This window comes from Pedobacter sp., from assembly GCF_040513095.1.
Classification (GTDB): Bacteria; Bacteroidota; Bacteroidia; order Sphingobacteriales; family Sphingobacteriaceae; genus Pedobacter.
The window spans coordinates 14,838-35,576 of sequence record NZ_JBEVDX010000185.1; the positions used below are offsets into that span (position 1 = coordinate 14,838).

The following is a 20,739-nucleotide window of genomic DNA, read 5'->3' on the forward strand; positions in this document are numbered from 1 at the left end:
TAATAAAAAAAGCAGAATTTATATTCTGCTTTTTTTATCTCCTGTTAGCAACCCCAGCATAGATCATCAATGGAAAAACTAAGGTTAATATTTACCTACCTTTTTGCTATTTTACTTATTGGTGCAGGCATCAATCATGTTATCAATCCTGCGGCGTATGCCTCTCTTATACCAGCATGGCTGCCGCTTAATGCTACTAATTATTTTACAGCATTGGTAGAAATCACGTTAGGTGGAGGGTTAGTTTTCACTGGAACGAGACCTTGGGCTGCAATAGGGACAATTCTGCTAATGATATTTTTTCTTCCCTTTCATTTATATGACGTATTCAGGGAACATCCGGCAGTGGGTTCTACCCTGCTTGCATTAATAAGGCTTCCTTTACAATTTGTGCTGATTTACTGGGCTTGGTTTGTAGTTCCCAAAGCCAGGTAAATCTCTGCGAAAAGCAATCCGCTTCCTCCTCCGTAATGCGGTATGATATGAATACCAGGTTGAATCTCCTTGATCTGTGCACTCAATGCCGCCTCTTCAACATCGCTTAATCCTGCACCGATCAGGAAGACCTGATAATTAGATTCCCTGCACATTCTCAGTGCTTCATCAGGACTCAGCACACCGGTTGCTATCCAGTTCTCCTTCGTGTTCAATAATCTGAGCACTGTTTCCAGGATTTTCACGTTTGTGCCAATAACCAGGATTTCAAGTTTTGATTCCATAATTAAAATTCCATTGGTACATCCATAATCAATACTTCAGCATCCGTGATCGCATTGATTGTTAATCCTTCTGTATCCCAGATGCCATATCCGTCACGCGTATCCAGTATCTCGCCATTTACTTCCAGTTTCCCCCTAAGGACAAAGATATAGGCCCCGTTATTCTTTTTGTGAATTGTATAGTCAACCTTACTGCCTTTTTCAAGTTTTCCAAGATTGAACCAGGCATCCTGGTAGATCCATACACCTGCATCGTCTTTATTTGGTGACAGAATCTGTACCAGCTGGTTAGGTTGGGCAGGACTTTCTATTTTAACCTGGTCATACCTGGGCTCAACATTTCTCTTGTTTGGGAAAACCCAGATCTGAAGAAATTTAACCGCCTCGCCTGCATTTTTATTATATTCTGTGTGGTACATGCCTGTTCCGGCGCTCATCACCTGTATTTCTCCGGTATTGATGGTGGCCACGTTGCCCATGCTATCTTTGTGCTGCAAGGCTCCTTCCAATGCTATGGAGATGATCTCCATATTATCGTGCGGATGCTCACCAAAGCCTCTGCCACCTTCTACTTCATCATCGTTCAATACCCTCAGCGCACCAAACTGCACACGTTCAGGATTAAAATAACCTGAAAAGCTAAATGTATGGTGACTTTTTAACCAACCGTGATCTGCGAGCCCGCGTGATGCTGCCGTATGTAATACTGTTTGTGCCATTTGTATTAGTGTTTATGTTCTAAAGCAAATTTACAGTATCGTTTCCTCAGGCGTCTTATCATAGAATAAGAAATCTATGTTTATAATGCGAATTTATATCCCAGGGTAGCCCATACTCCCGGCATTGGAACCGCACCTGCCTGTATATATTTCACATCAAATATATTCGATGCATCCGCATAAATACTGCTTTTCTTTAGCTTGTATGACAACCTTGCATCCATAATTGTGTAGTCTTTATAGGATATCCTTTCGCAATACCTCGCCGTCAATGTCAGCGAGAGAACTTTTACGAAATCGGCATTGGCAGTCGCCGTAACTTGATTTTTAAGAGTTTCTATCGCATATCTTGAGAAATTGGCCATAGGAATGATCGTTTTAACTTTTGGATCCAGATGCGTATATGCAAGTCCGAATCTCATGCTATTGAATAGCTGCGAGTTGTTTAATGCTCCGGTATTGTAATCAGCACTCAGCGTATAACCTGTACTGTTTAACTGTGCAAAATTCTTTGGTTGCCATGGATCGGTCTGAACAGCCTTTACCCAGTCGATAAAATCATTTATTCTGCGTTTAAAAACACTGGCATTAAGTACAAAGTGACTAGAGTTATATTTCAATCCTCCTTCGGCATATCTCGATTTCTCCGGACGCAGCTGGTCATTCCCTATATTGGTTGGCCCTTTATAGTAAAGATCGGTGAAGGTTGGCAGACGCTCTCCGGTACCCACATTTACAAATATTTTCCAATTGCCCAGAAAGGTATAACCAGCATCAAGACCCGGCATTACCTGCCAGTCGAAATCAGAATTGTAGTTCACATAAGTACCCAGGTTGACAATCAGATTTTCAACTTTGTCGAACTTGTACTCTCCGTATATTCCCAGGTTATCCCTGTTTCTTTTACCCAGGTTGGTACTGTTGATCTTTTCTTTCCGGCCTTCTATTCCAAGTCCGAACTCACCCAAAGACGTGTCAAAAACATTGTTAAGTTCTGCACTAAGCACTTGTGTAACATGGTGATTATGAAATTTATCCGGCGTTTGCTTGATGTATAGATAGTCATCCACATTATTTCTGTAGCTCAGTCTTGGTAGTAAAGTCCAAAAGGAAGTCAGTTTTGTCTTGTAAGCAACAGCAGCCAATGCAGTCTTAACGGTCTCTTCGGATTCAATATCGCCAGGAGCTGAATAGTAACCGTTAGCGCCATAATTATTATGAATGTAACCACCACTGATATCAAGCTGATCAGATTCACCGACGTTAACCTTTCCCTGGTAATATACTTTTTGATTATCAAATGCAGTATTATGACGATAGCCATTGCCGGCTTCCTGCCCCACAGAAAACATATGGCTGGATTCTTTCATTGCCAGTGTTCCGGTCGCGCGTACACCATAATTACCATAAAGGTCGCCACTCTCATTTTTCTTGAAACTACTGCCGGTAAAAACGTTCGCAGAAATTCCGGTAGATATTACAGATTTGGTAACTATATTGATTGCTCCGTTCAGTGCATTGATACCATATATTCGTGAAGCCGAACCTCTAAGTACCTCGATATGATCAATATCATCTACAGATATCGGCAGGTTCATCATATTATGCCCTGTTTGCGGGTCAGTAACTTTCACCCCATTGAGCAATACCAGCGTCTGATCAAAAGTACCACCATCTATGCTGATATCTGCCTGTACGCCACCCGGACCGCGTTGGCGGACATCTACTCCTGTTGCGTAACTCAGTAATTCACTGATTGATCTTGAAGGCAGATTTTTAATCTGCTGGTTATCTATGATCCAGATATTGCGGTTTTGTTTGGAAAATGGAAGCTTCAGGCGGTTTTCGCGCACAAGCACTTCATTTAAATTATTTGTGGTATCACTTTGTGCAGCTGCATATCCGGCAGACAACATGAATGCTACCATGACAGGTAAAACTTTCTTCATATTAGATAAATTGCTGCGAAGATAGGAATTCCTAAGCCAGATCATCACAGCAAAATTTACTGTGCCTAATGTCCGGGCTGTATGAACTTCATAGAAAGTGCTGTAGAAGTTCCCAAAATAGCCCCTGTAGCGACGTCAGTAGGGTAATGAACACCCAGGTACATTCTTGAATAACTCACTGAGCCTGCCCACAAATAAGCCGGCGCAACCACGTACCATTTGCGATAGACTTGTGATAAAGCGGTTGCCGTCGTAAATGATGATGAGGAATGCCCTGAGGGGAAGGATGTGCTGCCAGGATGATAAACGGCATTAATTTTCACACGCCCGTTAAACGGTCTCGGGCGTCGAACAATTCTTTTAATCAGGGTAGTGACCAGTAAGTTTACGGCCGAACTGCTGGCAATATATAAAGCATTCTGACGGGTTCCTTTATCATTTGATATGACGCCATCTGCAAACACACCTGCCGGTACTGCTACGTTCACCAGATTATTGTACCTGGAGAGAAACATAAAGAAATTTGTTTTTTCAGGGCTACGGTGTTCAGAAAGATCAATCATAATGCGGTCATCCAGCCGTTGTAATCCCTTGCTTTCCCTGAATTCAACGCCCTTTTTTAAACTGGTACTATCCTGTGCCCGTGAGTAAAAAGGCATTGCAGATATTAAGCCTATCTGCAATGCGAGACGATATTTTAAAATGACTTTTGTAGCAGAACCCATGATTACAGAACTATACCGGCTTTTGACCACGCTTCTTCCATTGCTCCCAGGAAGGTTTCCGGGGATTGTGCTCCGGAAACTGCCAGTTTTTGATCAAATACAAAAAATGGCACACCGCTAATCCCTATTTGCTGTGCAATATGCTCATCTGCGCGCACTTCATTGCTGAAATCGAAACCATTCAGCATACTTTCTATTGCCAGCCTTTCCAAACCGGCAGCAAGGCCAAGCGCTGTGAGCACCTGCGAATCATCTATATTTTTGCCGTCGATAAAGTAGGCAGTAAATAATAGTTCTTCCATTTCATTATCCAGGCCCATTGATTTAGCCAGCTGTATGAGCCGGTGTGCGTTAAATGAGTTTGCTACAACAGTATTTGCTATATTGAACTGAAGTCCAACTTCAGCAGCTACCTTGCTTACATGCGCATTCATTTGAACAGCCCAGTCTCTTGTTTGTCCTTTTTTCTGTGCAAGGTATTCCGCAGGATCCATGTCCGGTAGTGTTTCTGCATCAGGATCCAGCTCAAAGCTATGCCATTCTATAACAATCCTGTCTTTGTGAGGGAACTTCTCCAGCGCCAGTTCAAACTTTCTCTTTCCGATATAACAAAAGGGGCACCTTATATCTGACCAAATATCTACTTTCATGTGATTTAAATTTTGATTTGCTTCTTGCTTAATCGATTTTATCAGTTTACCAACTTGTCAGTCAGTATGATTTTTTACCGCAGGTGACAAACTGAGATCGGCAGCTAATTATAAGTTTAAACAAGCAGATCGGTTAAATGTTTAAATACTCAATGGGATCAGCACTTAACTTGTCACTTTAAAGATAGTAGTTTGCAGATAAGTTTCACCAGGTCCAAAAATTGTTTTTGGGAATGCAGGAACATTGATGCTGTTTGGTGCATGCTGTGTTTCTATGCAAAATGCCTCAAACTTGTGATAATCCCTTCCGCCTTTTGCATTGGCTACATCCAGATATTTAGCAGTATAGAAATGTGCAACGGGTTCAGTAGTGTATACTTCCAGTTTCAGGCCTGAACTGGATTCGGTCGTTTCTGAAGCCAGTCCCATCTGTCCGTATGCTTTATCAAGCAGATATGTTTGATCGTATCCTTCTTCGGGATCCCAGTCCTGCCCTATCGGTTTACCAGCAAGGAAATCATGGATCGTATCTTCAACCGGCAAAACATTCCCTGTCACTATATATTCTTCATCCTGTTCCAGATAATGGCTTGCAGGAATCCTGTGGTGATGATTGCCTACATTACTACCATCTTTTGAAAGATTGAAGTAAGCGTGATGGGTTAGATTGACAGCCGTGGCCGCATCACTTACTGCGTGATAATCCAGGATAAGCTCATCTTCATCTGACAGCTTAAAAGTAAGTTGTACTGTTAAGTTACCCGGGAAATTCTCTTCACCCGCGGGACTGATGTATTGTAAAGTTAAACTCGGATCAATGGTTGGCAGGATATCCCATACCTTTTTATCAAATCCATTTTCGCCACCATGCAGACTGGCAGATAGCTGATATTCCTGTCCTTCAATGCTAAAATTGCCATTCTTTATACGATTTGCATATCTCCCGATCACTGCGCCCATGTACGGGTAATTTGACAGGTAATCTTCATTGAGATAGCCCTCAATATCGTCAAATCCAAGGACAATATCCTGACTTTCACCCTGTGCATTCTTCACTATAAAACTGCTTAGGATAGCACCATAGTTATATATTTTCACTTTGCTGCCGCGGCTGTTGGTCAGCTCTACAGCGAAAACTTCTTTTCCATCAATAAATTTTCCTGTACTAATTTGATTTTCTCTCATAAAACGTATATTGGTCCACTTTAATACTGAACAATACTACAAATAATACAGGCAATATGTTAGCTACCGTAAAAATTTAATCGGGCTTTAACCTGCAGAAACATTCTTAAATATTATTATCCAGCACAATCATTTATGAAAGACGAATTATCCAAGAAATTCTTTGAGACTTACGGCCACGAACCTGCAGAAACTTATTTTACCCCGGGCCGCGTAAACCTGATTGGGGAACATATTGACTATAACGGAGGATTGGTATTTCCATGCGCAATCACCCTTGGTACATGGCTTTGCCTTGCGCCCAATAACGACCGCATTATCCGTTTCAAGAGCCTGAACTTTGCCGAAGAGGCGGAAATTGCCTTACTACCAAGCTTTAAGAAAGATGGCAGCGGCTGGTATAACTATCCTCTTGGGGTGTTCAATGAGATCCTCAAAAACTTTCAGATTCCTGTAGGATTTGATCTGTTATATTCCGGTAATATACCTATCGGGTCAGGTCTCTCCTCTTCAGCCTCTATCGAAGTGGTTACTGCTTATGCCCTGACTTCCTACCTTGAACTTGATCTGGACCGTCTGGCGCTGGTTAAACTTTCAAAAAAGGTTGAAAATGAATTTATAGGTCTCAACAGCGGGATTATGGATCAGTTTGCTGTAGCTTTTGGCGAAAAAGATAAAGCCATAGTGCTGAATTGTGATACACTTGATTATCAGATCGTAGACTGTGAGCTTGGAGATCATGTCCTGACCATTATCAATACCAAAAAACCAAGAGGTCTGGCAGAATCAAAATATAACGAAAGAGTCTCCGAATGCCAGGCCGCACTCGCAGCACTGAACACTGAGCTGGAACTCAATAATCTTTGTGAGCTGACGCCAGCGAAATTTGCGCTCCACAGTCACTTGATTACAGACGATACAATCCTAAAACGTGCTACCCACGTAATTCATGAAAATGAACGGGTAAGCCTCGCTGCGAAGGCATTGAGCGAAGGAAAACTTGAAGAATTCGGCGGGTTAATGTATGCTTCCCATCAGTCATTGAAAGACTTATACGAGGTGAGTGGCCAGGAACTTGATACTGTAGTTGATTTCTGTACTGGATATCCTGACGTTACCGGAGCACGTATGACGGGTGCCGGATTTGGAGGATGTGCTATCGCGATTCTGAAGAAAGACGCTGTGGAAGATTTCACAGACAAGCTCACTAAATACTATCAGGAACGCATTGGTTATGCCTGTGAAGTATATGTAAGTAAAATTGGTAACGGAGCAACCACAATTTAATTCTATTTTTGCGCTATGCAAAAATTAAAGACAACTGATTTAAACCGCGTAGGTATAGAAGAATTCAGGGAGCAGGATAAACTACCGGTAGTTGTGATCCTGGACAATGTCAGGAGTATGAACAATGTAGGATCGGCTTTCAGGACTGCAGATGGTTTTGCAATTGAAAAAATCATCCTTTGCGGAATTACAGCACTGCCTCCGCACCGTGAAATTGAAAAAACAGCGATCGGAGCTACACAGTCTGTAGCCTGGGAACATTATGATGAAACACTGGAAGCCATCAGGCAGCTTAGAAATGACGGTTATGAGATCATCGCCATTGAGCAAGCTGTAGATAGTATTATGCTGAATACTTTTAAACCAGATACGGATAAAAAGTATGCATTGATCTTTGGGAATGAAGTAAATGGTGTAAGTGATGAAGTGATGGCTGAAATCGATAAGTGTATTGAGATCCCCCAGTTTGGCACTAAACACTCTTTCAATATCGTCATCTCGGCAGGCATTGTGCTCTGGGATTTTTATGCAAAACTAAGATTATAATAAAGACATCTTTATATAGAACACTTATTTTTAATGATTTAAAAAAAAGCACCAGGATTATCCCGGTGCTTTTTTGATTAGTACTCATTGTAAAAGGTAATACTATATATTATGCATAAGGAATGCCATCTTTAGTTGCCAGCCTGCTTGAACCCATCAGGTATTCATCAACTTTTCTGGCTGTTTCACGTCCTTCAGAGATTGCCCAAACCACAAGGGACTGGCCTCTTCTCATATCACCGGCTGCAAAGATCTTAGCGATATTTGTCTGGTATTTTCCTTCTTCTGCCTTCACGTTTCCGCGGGCATCCAGTTCCACACCTAATTTCTCGATCAGTCCTTCTTTCTGCGGATGTAAAAAGCCCATCGCCAGTAATATCAGTTGACAAGGCAATTCACGCTCAGTTCCTGCAACTTCTTTAAAGTTTAATGGTCTGCCTGAAGGATCAATTTCCCATTCTACGTCTACAACCAATATACCTTTCAGGTTTCCTTCTGCATCTTTAATAAACTCTTTGGTGTTTACGCCCCATGCTCTTTCACATCCTTCTTCGTGAGAAGTTGTTACTTTAAGCAAAGTTGGGAAAGATGGCCATGGCATGTTAGGTGTACGTGCTGTACCTGGTTTAGGCATGATCTCAAACTGCATCACAGAGCGTGCACCCTGACGGTTGGATGTACCCACACAATCTGATCCTGTATCACCACCGCCGATTACGATGACGTCCTTTCCTGTTGCCAGGATCGCTTCGTGATCAAAGCTAATGTTAGCTACACGTTTATTTTGTTGTTTCAGGAAATCCATTGCAAAGTGGACACCTTTAGCTTCACGTCCTTTGGCAGGAAGATCACGTGGAATGGTTGAACCACCAGCCAGCACGATCGACTGAAAGTCTCTCAGCAAAGTATTCAATTCTACATTTACTCCAACGTTGGAGTTACATTTGAACTCAATACCTTCTTTTTCCATCAGGGCAATCCTTCTGCTTACCACATCTTTCTGTAGTTTGAAATCAGGAATACCATAATTTAGCAGACCACCTGGTCTGTCATCGCGCTCATAAACGGTTACTTCATGACCAGCTTTGTTCAGCTGTGCTGCTGCTGCCAGTCCTGCAGGTCCGGAACCAATTACAGCTACCTTTTTACCAGTACGGATCAATGGTGGTTCTGCTTTGATAAATCCTTTTGCAAAAGCAATTTCTATGATATGTTTTTCAATTTCCTCAATTGAAACTGGTGATTTATTGATACCCAGTACGCAGGCCGACTCACATGGTGCCGGACAAATCCTGCCTGTAAATTCAGGGAAGTTGTTGGTGCTCAGTAATAAACTTGAGGCCAGCTCCCATTCTCCTTTATATACGGCTTCGTTAAATTCTGGTATAACATTTCCCAGCGGGCAGCCCGACTGGCAAAATGGAACACCACAATCCATACAACGTGCACCTTCCTGTTTGATCTGCTCCTGCTCAAAAGCAACTACGAATTCATTGTAGTGTTTTAAACGGGCTGCAGGATCTTGTTTTGCAGGAGAAGTTCTCTCATATTCTAAAAATCCGGTTACTTTTCCCATTATTATGATGTTTTAACTTTATTGCTTCTTTTTAATAAAACTGCTTTGTATTCTTTAGGGAATACTTTGATGAAATGTGCTGACTGAGTTGCCCAGTCGCTTAAGATAAACTCAGCTAACTTGCTTTTCGTTAACTGAATATGTTTTCTTAATAAGCTGTTGATACGTAATTCATCTTCTTCATTTAAAGGATCCAGGTCTACCATCTCCTTGTTGCACTTGTTAGGGAAGTCGCCATTCACATCGTAGATCCAGGCAATACCACCACTCATACCTGCAGCAAAGTTGCTACCTGTATTTCCCAGTACCAGTACTTCACCGCCAGTCATGTACTCACAACCGTGATCACCCAATCCTTCAATTACTGCTGTTGCACCAGAGTTCCTTACTGCGAAACGTTCCCCTGCCAGGCCTCTGGCAAAAAGTTCGCCCGAAGTAGCTCCGTATAGGGCAACATTACCAAGGATAATGTTTTGCTCAGGTACATAGCTCACCTCTCTGAAAGGATAGATTGAGATTCTTGCTCCTGATAAACCTTTACCAACATAATCGTTTCCTTCACCTTCCAGTTCCAGGGAGATTCCTCTGGCGGCAAAACCACCGAAGCTTTGTCCCGCAGAACCATGGAATTTAAAGTTGATGGTGTCAGCCGGCAAACCTACACCTTTGTAAATTTTAGACACTTCGTTTGATAACATGGTACCGATTGCACGGTCTGTGTTTTTCACTTCAAATGTCTGGAATACAGGTTCTTTATTCAATAATGCTGGTTGTGCAGCAGCGATAAGCTGATGATCCAGTACGTTGTCTATACCGTGGTCCTGTGATTCTGTATTGTACAAGCTTACGCCGGTATCAGGTGCTTTATACAGGATTGCAGAAAGATCGATGTTTTTCAGCTTCCAGTGCTCTTCAGCAATTGAGCGCATTTGCAGCGCATCCGACTGGCCAACCATCTCTTCAATAGTTCTGAAACCTAACTCAGCCATGATCTCACGTAACTCTTCCGCCAGGAAACGGAACAGGTTCACTACATGGTCAGGATCACCTGTAAATAGTTTTCTCAATTCAGGATCCTGAGTTGCTACACCAACCGGACAAGTGTTCAGATGGCATTTGCGCATCATAATACAACCTGCTGTTACCAATGCTGCTGTTGCCACACCCCATTCTTCAGCACCTAACAAAGCCGCGATAGCGATATCCCTGCCAGTTTTAAGCTGTCCGTCACCCTGCAATACAACCCTGCTGCGCAGACGGTTTTTTACCAGGGTCTGGTGTGCTTCTGCCAATCCAAGCTCCCATGGTAGTCCGGCGTGTTGTACTGAGGTTAAAGGAGAAGCTCCCGTACCTCCGTCAAAGCCGGAAATCAGGATCACATCAGCATGTGCTTTCGCCACACCTGCTGCGATCGTTCCAACTCCTGCTTTAGAAACCAGCTTCACGTTGATACGGGCTGCGCGGTTTGCATTTTTCAGGTCGAAAATCAGCTGTGCCAGATCCTCGATAGAGTAAATATCATGGTGTGGTGGTGGAGAAATCAAACCTACTCCCGGAGTTGCGTGACGCGTTTTAGCGATCCAGTCGTCAACTTTATGTCCTGGTAGCTGTCCGCCTTCACCTGGTTTTGCACCCTGTGCCATTTTGATCTGCAGCTCATCAGCGTTGGTCAGGTAGTTGCTCGTTACGCCGAAACGTGCCGAAGCAATCTGCTTGATCGCTGAACGCATTGAATCACCGTTTTCCATTGTCTCGAACCTCAGCTCGTCTTCACCACCTTCACCTGTATTGCTTTTTCCGCCGATGCGGTTCATTGCGATTGCCAGTGTAGAGTGAGCTTCATGAGAGATTGATCCGAAGGACATCGCTCCTGTAGCAAAACGTTTTAAAATAGCTTCAGATGATTCCACTTCCTGTAAAGGAACAGAAGGACGGTTATAGCTGAACTCAAATAAACCCCGGATGGTGAAGGCTTGTTTACCCTGCTCATTTACCAGTTTACTGTATTGTTTAAAGATATTGTAGTCGTTTTTGCGTGTTGCATTCTGTAATAAGTGGATAGTTTGCGGGTTGAACAAATGCTGCTCCCCTTTTCTTCTCCATTTATAATTACCACCTGTCGGCAGGATTGCGTCCGGACGCGTATGCGCACCAAATACACGGTTGTGCTTGATCAGGGTTTCACGGGCGATCTCATCGAGGCCTAAACCACCAATACGTGAAACTGCACCTGTAAAGTAATTGTCTACCACATTTTTGTGGATACCCAATATTTCAAAGATCTGTGCACCATGGTAAGACTGCAGCGTAGAAATTCCCATTTTAGAGAAGATCTTCAGCAAACCACTGTTGATTGCATAGATATAGTTCTGAATTAATTTATCTGCTGAAACACCCGATTCCTTATCCATTCCCATGATTGTTTCAAGGGCCAGGTACGGGTTAACTGCTGTAGCACCGAAACCGATCAGCGTTGCGAAGTGGTGTACTTCCCAAACGTCACCTGCCTCTACTACCAGTCCTACCGCACCACGGTATCCCTTACGGATCAAATGGTGGTGTACCGCAGATACTGCGAGTAATGACGGTATAGCAGCATGTTCAGAATCCAGTGCCCGGTCTGACAGGACTATAACCTGGAAACCATCTTCTACAGCATCTACTGCGTAACGGCATAAACGATCCAGGCCTTTAGCCAGTGATCCTGGTTTACCATCTGCACGGAAATAAGTCTGCAGCGTTTTCGACTGGAATACACCAGTATCGATACTGCGTACTTTTTCAAGTTCGAGGTTAGTTAATATAGGATGTTTGATGCCCACACAATGGCAGTGCATTGCATTTTCTTCGAGCAGGTTTCCGTTGTTACCCATAAAGCCTGCAAGGCTCATCACCACTTTTTCCCTGATCGGGTCAATCGGCGGGTTGGTTACCTGTGCAAAAAGCTGCTTGAAGTATGAAGACAAGTGCTGAGGTTTCTGTGATAAGATAGCAAGAGGAATATCTGTACCCATTGAGCCGATTGCTTCCTTCGCTTCCAGCGCCATTGGTTTTAATACCAGGTCAATATCTTCTCTGGTGTAACCAAATACCTGGTGGTACTTGAAGATTGATTCCTGAGATAAGCCTGTAAACACAACTCTTGGATCTGACAGTTCTTCCAGACGGATCTGGTACTGGTTGATCCAGTCGCCATAAGGACGACTGCTGCAAACCCTGTTTTTGATTTCTACATCACTGATGATACGGCCTTCTTCCATATCCACCACGAACATTTTTCCAGGTGTTAATCTTCCTTTCTCAATGATCTGGCTTTGATCCAGCGCCAATACACCAGATTCCGAAGCCATAATAACACGGTCATCTTTGGTGATAGCATAACGGGCAGGACGTAATCCGTTTCTGTCGAGTGTACCGCCGATGATATTCCCATCAGTAAATGCGATTGCCGCCGGTCCATCCCATGGCTCCATTAAAGTAGCATGGTATTTATAGAATGCAGATTTCAGTTCATCCATGTCGTCGTTACCGTCCCATGCTTCAGGGATCAGCATCATCATTACATGTGGCAATGAACGGCCGGAGTGCATCAGTAATTCTACTACGTTATCGAGACAGCCGGAATCCGACTGGGTTTCATCGATAAACGGTAACAGCATATTTAATTCTTCGGTAGTAAAATAACTCGAAGCAAAAGATCTTACACTTGCACGGAACCAGTTCAGGTTACCCTGAAGTGTGTTGATCTCACCGTTGTGTGCGATATAGCGGAACGGTTGCGCCAGTCTCCATGAAGGGAAAGTGTTGGTTGCAAACCTTGAGTGAACAAGACCAAAAGCTGATACTACCCTTTTATCACTGAGTTCAGTAAAGTAGGTACGAACCTGCATTGAGGTCAGCTGACCTTTATATACTATAGTACGTGAAGAGAAAGATGCGATGTAAAAATCACCCTTTATGCCCTTTACGGTGTTAAGAATCGTTTTAGTAAGATAATTTTTAAGAACGTATAACTTCCGTTCAAAATCAGCACCTGCAGCAATATTGTCCGGACGGCCAATAAATACCTGTTCCATTTCGGGCTCTACTGAGAGCGCCATATTACCAATGTCTGTCGGGTTGGTGTTTACCTTTCTAAAACCTAGTACTTCCAGGCTCAGCTTTTCAGCCACGCGGTAAACAATCTCTCTGCACTCCTCTCTTGCTCTGACGTCCTTTGGAAGGAACAGCATTCCTACTCCATAGTCACCCGACTGATTTAGGCTAAAACCTATTTTAAGGCACTCATCATATAAAAATTCGTGTGGAACCTGGATCATAATACCTGCACCATCGCCTGTATTAATCTCAGCACCAACAGCACCCCGGTGGTCAAGTTTCTCTAAAATAGTAATGGCATCAGAAATAATTTGCTGGGATTTTCTTCCTTTCACGTGAGCAACAAAACCAATACCGCAGGCATCGTGTTCAAAGCTCGAATTGTATAAGCCTTGATTCTCTTCTATTTGTTCCATATCTTAATGTATTCGAAACACTAAGATAATCAAAATGTATTGAAATTGTTAAATTCACAATTTTTTTATGAAAAATAAAGAATTATGTAAAGAACAGGTGTTAGCTTTAACAAATTGATAATATATGACTACCAAAATTATCAATTACATAAGGCCGTTATTTAGATTGATTTTTAATTAGTGACATGTACCCCCCCGATTTGTGAAGGTAGTTGTACTCTGCAGTAGTATATATAAAATAAAGCTACTGAATTTTATTGGAAAACTGCCTTAGGAGGCTGAAAAGCTAATTTATGGTAGAAACATGGTGAAACACCCAATTATTAATTTTTATTAAAATACAATCCGCTAAATCTCAATCCATTATCACAAAAAGTACAAAAAATAGCTAAAAATTGTTGTTTAGAGTTTTGCAGACCGAACTCTTTTGCTACATTTGCAGTGGGCAAGTCCTTTACGATCAGCTCCCTTTGAACTCCCCCAGGGCGGGAACGAAGCAAGGGTAGAAGGTTGTAGCGGTGCGATAAAGGTTGCTTGCCCATTTTTTATTTTTTCAGATTGACTATGCTTTCATTGCACAATCTTCCGTTCAAAGTATACGCCGATTTATTCCGCAGTTTATTTTTCCTTAAATTATATAATCATGAAATTTTTCATTGACACGGCTAACCTTGATCAAATCAAAGAGGCGCAGGATCTTGGTATTTTAGATGGTGTAACTACTAATCCCAGCCTTATGGCTAAAGAAGGTATCACCGGCGAACAAAATGTAATCAACCATTACAAAGCAATTTGTGCAATCGTTGATGATAAAGTAAGTGCTGAAGTGATCTCTACTACTTACGAAGAAATTATTAAAGAAGGTGAAGCTTTAGCTGCACTTGATGCTAAGATTGTTGTGAAAGTTCCAATGATTAAAGACGGTGTTAAAGCGATCAAATATTTCACTTCTAAAGGTATCAGAACAAACTGTACACTGATTTTTTCAGCAGGTCAGGCATTATTGGCTGCTAAAGCAGGTGCAACTTACGTATCACCTTTCCTTGGTCGTTTAGATGATATAGGTTCTGAAGGTTTAACTTTGATCGAAGATATCCGTTTGATCTTTGATAACTACGGCTACCCTACTGAAATTCTTGCTGCATCAATCCGGGGACCATTGCATATCATTAGCTGCGCTAAATTAGGTGCAGATGTTATGACTGGCCCTTTAACAGCAATTTTAGGTTTGTTAAAACACCCTTTAACTGACAGCGGTCTTGCTACATTCCTTGCTGACCATAAAAAAGCAGCAGAAGCAGCAGTTAAAGCTTAATATATTCGATCCTCTTCAAGGATTGACTTTACAGAAACGGCCCTGAATATTCAGGGCCGTTTTTTTTTGTACACATTATCCCGCCAGTACGGCTTTTACTTTCTCATAATCTATCTGCTCGTCAGGTTCGATCAGGATACCCTTCACTCCTGCCCCCTTTGCAGCTTCTACGTCTCTGGGTTTGTCACCAATCATTACTGACAAGGCAGGGTCAATATCATATTCAGCTATAGCTTCCAGTAACATTCCGGATTTGGGTTTTCTGCATGCGCACTCTCCCGAGACTGTAGGATGGTGCGGGCAATAATAAGCGTGTATAATCTCAGCTCCCTGCTCTTCAAATTTGTTAAACAGTACTTCGTGCATTTCTGCAAGTGTTTCTTCTGTATAGCGTTTTAATGCGATCCCTCCCTGGTTTGTAATTACTACCAGCAGGTAACCTTCATCAAAGAATTTTTTCAAAGGAGGAATCTGGTATTCCAGTACTTCAAAATCTTCCAGTTTAGTGATATAATCGTAAATCTCGTGGTTCAGCACCCCATCACGGTCTAAAAATATGGCTTTGTTCATTATTTCGTATTTGCTTCAAATATCAAAATATAATTTAATGCAGCGTAAGTCTGGAGTGAATAATTCAAAAAAATATCCCGCTCAATATCATTTTATTGATAAAACCCGATATTGACAATGAATCTTTAACCCTCAAAAATGCCCTTTTTTGCCTCAAATTAACGGTTATTTAACCCAGAAAGTAATTAATCTGGCTTAGGATCAGGGTACTATAAGTTACGCCGCATTTTTATTTGCAGTATATAGATTGTACGCCTATATTTGCATCACTTTAAAAGGAAACGCTTAGAGTAGTTCTGAAAAGAATGATGATTCCGTAGCTCAGCTGGTAGAGCATTACACTTTTAATGTAGTGGTCCTGGGTTCGAATCCCAGCGGGATCACCAGATACATCATCAAAACGTTAAAACCCCTGCAAATATTATTTGCAGGGGTTTTTTGCATTTAGCTTACCATATTCTCACCCGCTGATCTTCGGACTTATAATTTTTTTCACCTGGCTGGATGTTGAAAGCTTTATAAAAGGGTTCAAAATTCATCAGAGGGCCATTCACTCTCCACATTGCAGGAGAATGCGGATTGGTATTCACATAAGTTCTCAGGAATGCATCTCTCGTTTTTACCCTCCATATTCTGGCAATTGATAAAAAGAAGCGTTGATCTGGTGTAAATCCATCAATTTTTACTGAATCTTTGCCCTGCTGCGTCATTTTGAATGCGTCATACGCTATCGCTACACCACCGTTATCGGCAGTATTTTCGCCCAATGCCAGTGCTCCTTTTATATGAACCGTGTCCAGGACTGTGAATGTGCTGTACAGGCTGGACAATTGTTGCGTTTTTTCTCTGAATTTCTGATAATCTTCTTTGGTCCACCAGTTTTTTACGTTGCCATCTTTATCATACTGCGCGCCCTGGTCATCAAATGCATGCGTCATTTCATGACCTATCACCATGCCTATACCTCCATAGTTAATCGCATCATCCGCAGCGAAATCAAAGTAGGGATATTGCAGGATCCCCGCCGGAAAAACGATCTCATTCAGCGGTGGATTATAATAAGCAGTAACTGTTGCCGGGGTCGTATGCCATTCTGTTCTGTCAACCGGGTTGTTTAACTTTGCAAGCTCAACGAGGTAATCATTTTGGTTTACAGAAAGTATATTTTCGAAGTATTGACTGCTGCTAATCTGCACATTATCATAATTTTTCCACTTATCCGGATACCCAATCTTTTTTGTAATTGCATATAATTTGTCCTTTGCCTTTAGTTTGGTACTGTCACTCATCCATTCCAGATGATTTATCCTGTTTTCAAACGACTTTTGCAGATTGTTTACGAGTATCAGCACCCGTTTTTTCGAGTCCTCATTGAAATATCTCTTAACATAGAGCTGCCCCAAAGCCTGCCCCAAATAGTTGTCTACGTTCTCAGTCATCACCTGTCTCCGCGATTTCTGCTGAGCTTGTCCGGAAAGCACTTTAGCAAATCCGAAAGCAGCATCTACAAATGGTTTGCTCAACGTTTCGGCATAATTACCCAATGTGGCGGCCTTTAAGTATATTTTCCATTCGCTGAGAGGAACAGCTTTCAACATTATGTTCAATTTTTCATAATAGGCAGGTTGAGCAATATCCACAGAATCGGTTTTTGCGCCCAGATTTACAAGTAAAGTAGCCCAGCCTATCTTAGCTTGCGATTGATTTAGCGTGCTTACCGCCAGCTTGTTGTAATTAGCTTTGACATCTCTGAGCTGAATATTTGTTTTATGTGATTCTGCAAGTTGCTTTTCAATATTATATGCAATATTGGCATTCTTAATTCCCGTTGCAGGATTGCTCCCTGTTAACTGAAATAAAGTAGATATGAATGCTTTATATGCTTGTTGAATTTGTATTGTAGCGGAGTCGGTTTTAAAATAATAATCTCTTTCAGGTAAATTAGTTCCTGCCTGGTATAGATGAGCGATATTAACTATACTGTTCTTTTTGTCGGGTGAGATCCCAAGGCGTATCAGTGAAATATTGCCTGATTTAACCTCTGACTCAACGAATTTAAGCAGTGATGGTATGTCGTTAATGGCGTCAATACGAGCTAGTATAGGTTTAACAGGCTGATATCCACGTTTATTAATTGTTGACATATCCATGCCGGAAGCGTAGAAATCCCCTACTTTCTGCTCTATGCTTCCTGATTTATTTTTGGTTCTGGAAACACTGTCAAGAATATTTTGAAGCAGTTGTTTTTGCGGAATATTCATGAAACTATAAGATCCCACACCTGACTGGTCGTTTGCGATCTTTACTGTATCAGACCAGCGTCCGTTAACGTATCTAAAAAAATTATCACCAGGTTTTATTGACTGGTCTATTCCAGCCACATCAACGTAAGTCCGTTGTTGGGCGTTCAAAGGATTCCATGCACTTAATATTATTAAAGTGAACCACAGGTAAACTGATTTATTCATATGCTATAATTTGCTTAAATATAATATTTTCAACTAAGTATTGGCGATTCAAAAAGACACATTTATACCATTAACGGATTGTTCAGACGTTTTATTCAGGTCTTCTGTTCAATTCGGAAAACTGGTGATAACATTACCCGGTATCGGTTATTGTAGCCCGGCCGGATTAACTTGATGTTTGTAGAAACATAAAAATTAGATACATGAAAAAATTATTTCTACAGACAGCAGTGATAGCATCGATAGCGTTAGGATTCAGCAGCTGCAGTGATGATGACAAGGACTATAGTCCAGAAAATCCGGATCAGGTTGAAGTGACCCGTGCAGAAGGTGACAGCACCGCAATTGGTGCAAAGATAGGTACCTTCCGCCAAACCGCGGGTGCACAACTGAATACCACTTTAAATGCAAAAGGCGGTCGCAGAAAAATCAACTGGGACGGCGTACCTGCCAGCTTAACAAATGTAAATACCTTTCCGGTTGACTTTTTCAATCCTACCGATCCGGCGATAGCTGAAGGAAGAAAAAGAGGTCTTCTGTATATACCTGGAACTGCCGCTTTAAGAGTAAGTGATAATAACTTTGCTGACGTTGATGTTTCCTATGCCAATGAATTCAAACCTTTCAGCAAGGCCAAATTGTTTAGTTCTGCCGGAACGAATGTAACTGACTTTAAATTCCAGGTTCCCGGAACAAATCAGGATGCTTATGTAACTTCATTCGGAATTATCTTTTCGGATGTGGATGATGCAAATGCCACAGTAGTGAAAATCTATGAAGGAGATGATCTGTTTGCTGAAGTGAAAGCTACAGCTTCAGATAAAAAATTCTCTTTTGTTGGGTTGACCACAACAAAACGCAGAATCACCAGGGTGAAAGTGATCTCTGGAAATACTGCTATTGCAGCCGGAGCTGTTGATGGAGGCAGTAAAGATATCGTTGTTATGGACGATTTTATTTACAGCGAGCCGGTAGCGTTGAAATAATAGTACCCTCAATACTAGATGCAGTGCAAACTTATAGCGCACTGCATTTATCAAATAAAAACACAAGATCAAAACAAATATTTCAACTTGGTTGTAATGCTTTTATAACAAATATACCTATGGACAGCATTAATCAAAACCAAGAAGAAAAAAATCACGAAAACCTGAACAGCGCAGATGCCATTGGCAAAATCAAGGATTTGGTTGATATCGCCAAGACCTGTTTTCTTTCCACACAACCGTCAGCAGGTGAATCAAACGGCACCCGGCCAATGAATGTGCAGGAAGTAGACCAACAAGGTACCTTATGGTTTATGGTAGCAAATGACAGTCATACCTATCAGGATATCAGTGCTGATTCACATGTGAAATTATATTTCCAGGGTTCTCCCCACTCCGATTTCCTATTTCTGGAAGGAACAGCAGTGCTTTCAGCAGATAAAGTGAGGATTAAGGAATTGTGGAATCCGATCATGAAAACCTGGTTTACCGAAGGCGAAGATGATCCGCGCATTGCACTTATTAAAGTATCACCTGAAACCGGGTATTACTGGGACAACAAACATGGTAATGTAATTGCCGGGATTAAAACCTTAATTGGTGCAGCAGTAGGCAAAACGCTTGATGATTCAATTGAAGGTGATATTACTATTTGAGAAATATAATTTTATCGTATATTAGTATTGTTAATCGATTGATGACTCTGTAGCTCAGCTGGTAGAGCAATACACTCTTAATGTATGGGTCCTGAGTTCGAACCTCAGCGGGGTCACGCAATACAAGCCCTAAATTGATAAGCCTGTTTATAGAACATAAACAGGCTTTATTTTTTTTATTAAATTCAAAATACTTGTGCAGAAAGCGGCGGCACTGGTGATAAATTAACCTGTGTACTGATCAATAAAAGATTTCCTCGTCATGATATGCAGATAAGGATAATCACCTGATAACTGTCTGCGCTGCTTAAGCTGATAAATAAAATGTCCGCCCAGATCAACAATAATTGGATGTTTGGCCTGATACCAAACCCTGTGCGGATGTTTCCAGCAGAACGAATAATAGTAGGAAGTCATAGGTAGTTTCCTGAGCTCCGGATGATGAAAATTCAATACTTTCGGACTCCCCTGCAGAAAATCAGATTTTCTGATCATCGAAAGGTGGTCAGTATGGCAGAAATCATAATTAACAATCCTGGGATCATCCACATCAGGAAGATTTTTGAGAACGCGGAACCCTTTGAACTTTTTCCCGTTCAGGATCCAGATCAGTTTCGGATAAAAATTTTCCCTGCTTCTCAGTTCTTCCAGGCAGATGGGTGAATTCTGAAATTCAAGCGTTGTACCGCATGGGGTATGTACATCTGCACGGTGAAGCTCTCCAAGTGCAAGGTCAGAAAAACTCACTTCCCTGAATGCCGGCGGAAATGCAGCTTTCCAGTCACGATGCCACTCCGTTTCCCCGAAATAATTTCTCAAAACCATAGAATTAAGCCGCAGTAGTTAACGGCAAACAAAAATATGCTAATATCTT

At 41.8% G+C, this 20,739-nt stretch carries 17 protein-coding genes, 2 tRNA genes and 1 other RNA gene; 9 read left to right on the forward strand and 11 right to left on the reverse strand.

Features of this window, described 5'->3' with window-relative positions; genetic code table 11:
• Positions 1–69: 69 nt before the first annotated feature.
• Positions 70–435 (forward strand): DoxX family protein, encoded by a 366-nt coding sequence (locus ABWY16_RS20600; RefSeq protein ID WP_353906553.1) that lies wholly within the window; start codon positions 70–72, stop codon positions 433–435.
• Here the strand turns inward: ABWY16_RS20600 and ABWY16_RS20605 are convergent.
• The 6 genes from ABWY16_RS20605 to ABWY16_RS20630 form a co-directional block, all read right to left on the reverse strand.
• On the reverse strand, positions 399–719 hold the full coding sequence (locus ABWY16_RS20605; protein WP_353906554.1) for a hypothetical protein: 321 nt from the start codon (positions 717–719) through the stop codon (positions 399–401). The genes ABWY16_RS20600 and ABWY16_RS20605 overlap by 37 nt on opposite strands.
• Before the next feature lie 2 nt (positions 720–721).
• Positions 722–1,438, reverse strand: coding sequence for a pirin family protein (locus tag ABWY16_RS20610; RefSeq protein WP_353906555.1), 717 nt, complete (start codon positions 1,436–1,438; stop codon positions 722–724).
• An 80-nt stretch (positions 1,439–1,518) separates the two neighbouring features.
• Complete coding sequence (locus ABWY16_RS20615) at positions 1,519–3,387, reverse strand: TonB-dependent receptor plug domain-containing protein (protein ID WP_353906556.1); 1,869 nt, start codon at positions 3,385–3,387, stop codon at positions 1,519–1,521.
• Between the two features lie 65 nt (positions 3,388–3,452).
• A complete protein-coding gene (locus ABWY16_RS20620; protein WP_353906557.1) occupies positions 3,453–4,046 on the reverse strand; it encodes a phosphatase PAP2 family protein in 594 nt (197 codons plus the stop codon).
• Between the two features lie 68 nt (positions 4,047–4,114).
• Complete coding sequence (locus tag ABWY16_RS20625) at positions 4,115–4,762, reverse strand: DsbA family oxidoreductase (RefSeq protein WP_353906558.1); 648 nt, start codon at positions 4,760–4,762, stop codon at positions 4,115–4,117.
• 165 nt (positions 4,763–4,927) lie between these two features.
• On the reverse strand, positions 4,928–5,947 hold the full coding sequence (locus ABWY16_RS20630; RefSeq protein ID WP_353906559.1) for an aldose epimerase family protein: 1,020 nt from the start codon (positions 5,945–5,947) through the stop codon (positions 4,928–4,930).
• Positions 5,948–6,082: 135 nt separating this feature from the next.
• Between ABWY16_RS20630 and ABWY16_RS20635 the strand changes: the two genes are divergently transcribed.
• Together ABWY16_RS20635 and ABWY16_RS20640 are read left to right on the forward strand one after the other, a co-directional pair.
• Entirely contained in the window at positions 6,083–7,234 is a 1,152-nt protein-coding gene (locus ABWY16_RS20635; RefSeq protein WP_353906560.1) for a galactokinase, read from the forward strand.
• 15 nt (positions 7,235–7,249) lie between these two features.
• Positions 7,250–7,780 carry an RNA methyltransferase gene (locus ABWY16_RS20640; protein WP_353906561.1) on the forward strand — a complete coding sequence of 177 codons (531 nt, stop codon included), beginning with the start codon at positions 7,250–7,252 and terminating at the stop codon, positions 7,778–7,780.
• A gap of 109 nt (positions 7,781–7,889) precedes the next feature.
• Here ABWY16_RS20640 and ABWY16_RS20645 read toward each other — a convergent pair whose 3' ends face one another.
• Together ABWY16_RS20645 and gltB are read right to left on the reverse strand one after the other, a co-directional pair.
• Positions 7,890–9,356: a glutamate synthase subunit beta gene (locus tag ABWY16_RS20645; RefSeq protein WP_353906562.1), complete on the reverse strand. Its 1,467-nt coding sequence runs from the start codon at positions 9,354–9,356 to the stop codon at positions 7,890–7,892.
• A gap of 2 nt (positions 9,357–9,358) precedes the next feature.
• A complete protein-coding gene (gene gltB / locus ABWY16_RS20650; RefSeq protein WP_353906563.1) occupies positions 9,359–13,870 on the reverse strand; it encodes a glutamate synthase large subunit in 4,512 nt (1,503 codons plus the stop codon).
• A 443-nt stretch (positions 13,871–14,313) separates the two neighbouring features.
• Between gltB and ffs the strand changes: the two genes are divergently transcribed.
• Both ffs and fsa read left to right on the forward strand, forming a co-directional pair.
• Positions 14,314–14,413, forward strand: an RNA gene (gene ffs / locus ABWY16_RS20655) — signal recognition particle sRNA small type.
• A gap of 100 nt (positions 14,414–14,513) precedes the next feature.
• Positions 14,514–15,185 (forward strand): fructose-6-phosphate aldolase, encoded by a 672-nt coding sequence (fsa, locus tag ABWY16_RS20660; RefSeq protein WP_090559844.1) that lies wholly within the window; start codon positions 14,514–14,516, stop codon positions 15,183–15,185.
• A 75-nt stretch (positions 15,186–15,260) separates the two neighbouring features.
• Here fsa and ABWY16_RS20665 read toward each other — a convergent pair whose 3' ends face one another.
• Positions 15,261–15,755, reverse strand: a complete 495-nt coding sequence (locus ABWY16_RS20665; RefSeq protein ID WP_353906564.1) for a D-glycero-alpha-D-manno-heptose-1,7-bisphosphate 7-phosphatase — start codon at positions 15,753–15,755, stop codon at positions 15,261–15,263.
• A 310-nt stretch (positions 15,756–16,065) separates the two neighbouring features.
• Here ABWY16_RS20665 and ABWY16_RS20670 point away from each other — a divergent pair.
• Positions 16,066–16,141: transfer RNA gene (locus ABWY16_RS20670), tRNA-Lys, on the forward strand.
• 63 nt (positions 16,142–16,204) lie between these two features.
• Here the strand turns inward: ABWY16_RS20670 and ABWY16_RS20675 are convergent.
• Positions 16,205–18,223 (reverse strand): M13 family metallopeptidase, encoded by a 2,019-nt coding sequence (locus ABWY16_RS20675; RefSeq protein ID WP_353906565.1) that lies wholly within the window; start codon positions 18,221–18,223, stop codon positions 16,205–16,207.
• A gap of 203 nt (positions 18,224–18,426) precedes the next feature.
• Between ABWY16_RS20675 and ABWY16_RS20680 the strand changes: the two genes are divergently transcribed.
• The 3 genes from ABWY16_RS20680 to ABWY16_RS20690 all read left to right on the forward strand — a co-directional run bounded on the left by ABWY16_RS20680 (position 18,427) and on the right by ABWY16_RS20690 (position 19,981).
• Complete coding sequence (locus ABWY16_RS20680) at positions 18,427–19,209, forward strand: hypothetical protein (protein WP_353906566.1); 783 nt, start codon at positions 18,427–18,429, stop codon at positions 19,207–19,209.
• Between the two features lie 119 nt (positions 19,210–19,328).
• Positions 19,329–19,865 (forward strand): pyridoxamine 5'-phosphate oxidase family protein, encoded by a 537-nt coding sequence (locus ABWY16_RS20685; protein ID WP_353906567.1) that lies wholly within the window; start codon positions 19,329–19,331, stop codon positions 19,863–19,865.
• A gap of 43 nt (positions 19,866–19,908) precedes the next feature.
• Positions 19,909–19,981, forward strand: a tRNA-Lys gene (locus ABWY16_RS20690).
• 109 nt (positions 19,982–20,090) lie between these two features.
• Here the strand turns inward: ABWY16_RS20690 and ABWY16_RS20695 are convergent.
• Positions 20,091–20,684 carry a competence protein CoiA family protein gene (locus tag ABWY16_RS20695; protein WP_353906568.1) on the reverse strand — a complete coding sequence of 198 codons (594 nt, stop codon included), beginning with the start codon at positions 20,682–20,684 and terminating at the stop codon, positions 20,091–20,093.
• Between the last annotated feature and the right edge of the window lie 55 nt (positions 20,685–20,739).

Coding starts and splice junctions, on each gene's coding strand:
- ABWY16_RS20600 (WP_353906553.1), top strand. CDS start 70: ATGGAAAAACTAAGGTTAATATTTACCTACCTTTTTGCTATTTTACTT.
- ABWY16_RS20605 (WP_353906554.1), bottom strand. CDS start 719: ATGGAATCAAAACTTGAAATCCTGGTTATTGGCACAAACGTGAAAATC.
- ABWY16_RS20610 (WP_353906555.1), bottom strand. CDS start 1,438: ATGGCACAAACAGTATTACATACGGCAGCATCACGCGGGCTCGCAGAT.
- ABWY16_RS20615 (WP_353906556.1), bottom strand. CDS start 3,387: ATGAAGAAAGTTTTACCTGTCATGGTAGCATTCATGTTGTCTGCCGGA.
- ABWY16_RS20620 (WP_353906557.1), bottom strand. CDS start 4,046: ATGCCTTTTTACTCACGGGCACAGGATAGTACCAGTTTAAAAAAGGGC.
- ABWY16_RS20625 (WP_353906558.1), bottom strand. CDS start 4,762: ATGAAAGTAGATATTTGGTCAGATATAAGGTGCCCCTTTTGTTATATC.
- ABWY16_RS20630 (WP_353906559.1), bottom strand. CDS start 5,947: ATGAGAGAAAATCAAATTAGTACAGGAAAATTTATTGATGGAAAAGAA.
- ABWY16_RS20635 (WP_353906560.1), top strand. CDS start 6,083: ATGAAAGACGAATTATCCAAGAAATTCTTTGAGACTTACGGCCACGAA.
- ABWY16_RS20640 (WP_353906561.1), top strand. CDS start 7,250: ATGCAAAAATTAAAGACAACTGATTTAAACCGCGTAGGTATAGAAGAA.
- ABWY16_RS20645 (WP_353906562.1), bottom strand. CDS start 9,356: ATGGGAAAAGTAACCGGATTTTTAGAATATGAGAGAACTTCTCCTGCA.
- gltB (WP_353906563.1), bottom strand. CDS start 13,870: ATGGAACAAATAGAAGAGAATCAAGGCTTATACAATTCGAGCTTTGAA.
- fsa (WP_090559844.1), top strand. CDS start 14,514: ATGAAATTTTTCATTGACACGGCTAACCTTGATCAAATCAAAGAGGCG.
- ABWY16_RS20665 (WP_353906564.1), bottom strand. CDS start 15,755: ATGAACAAAGCCATATTTTTAGACCGTGATGGGGTGCTGAACCACGAG.
- ABWY16_RS20675 (WP_353906565.1), bottom strand. CDS start 18,223: ATGAATAAATCAGTTTACCTGTGGTTCACTTTAATAATATTAAGTGCA.
- ABWY16_RS20680 (WP_353906566.1), top strand. CDS start 18,427: ATGAAAAAATTATTTCTACAGACAGCAGTGATAGCATCGATAGCGTTA.
- ABWY16_RS20685 (WP_353906567.1), top strand. CDS start 19,329: ATGGACAGCATTAATCAAAACCAAGAAGAAAAAAATCACGAAAACCTG.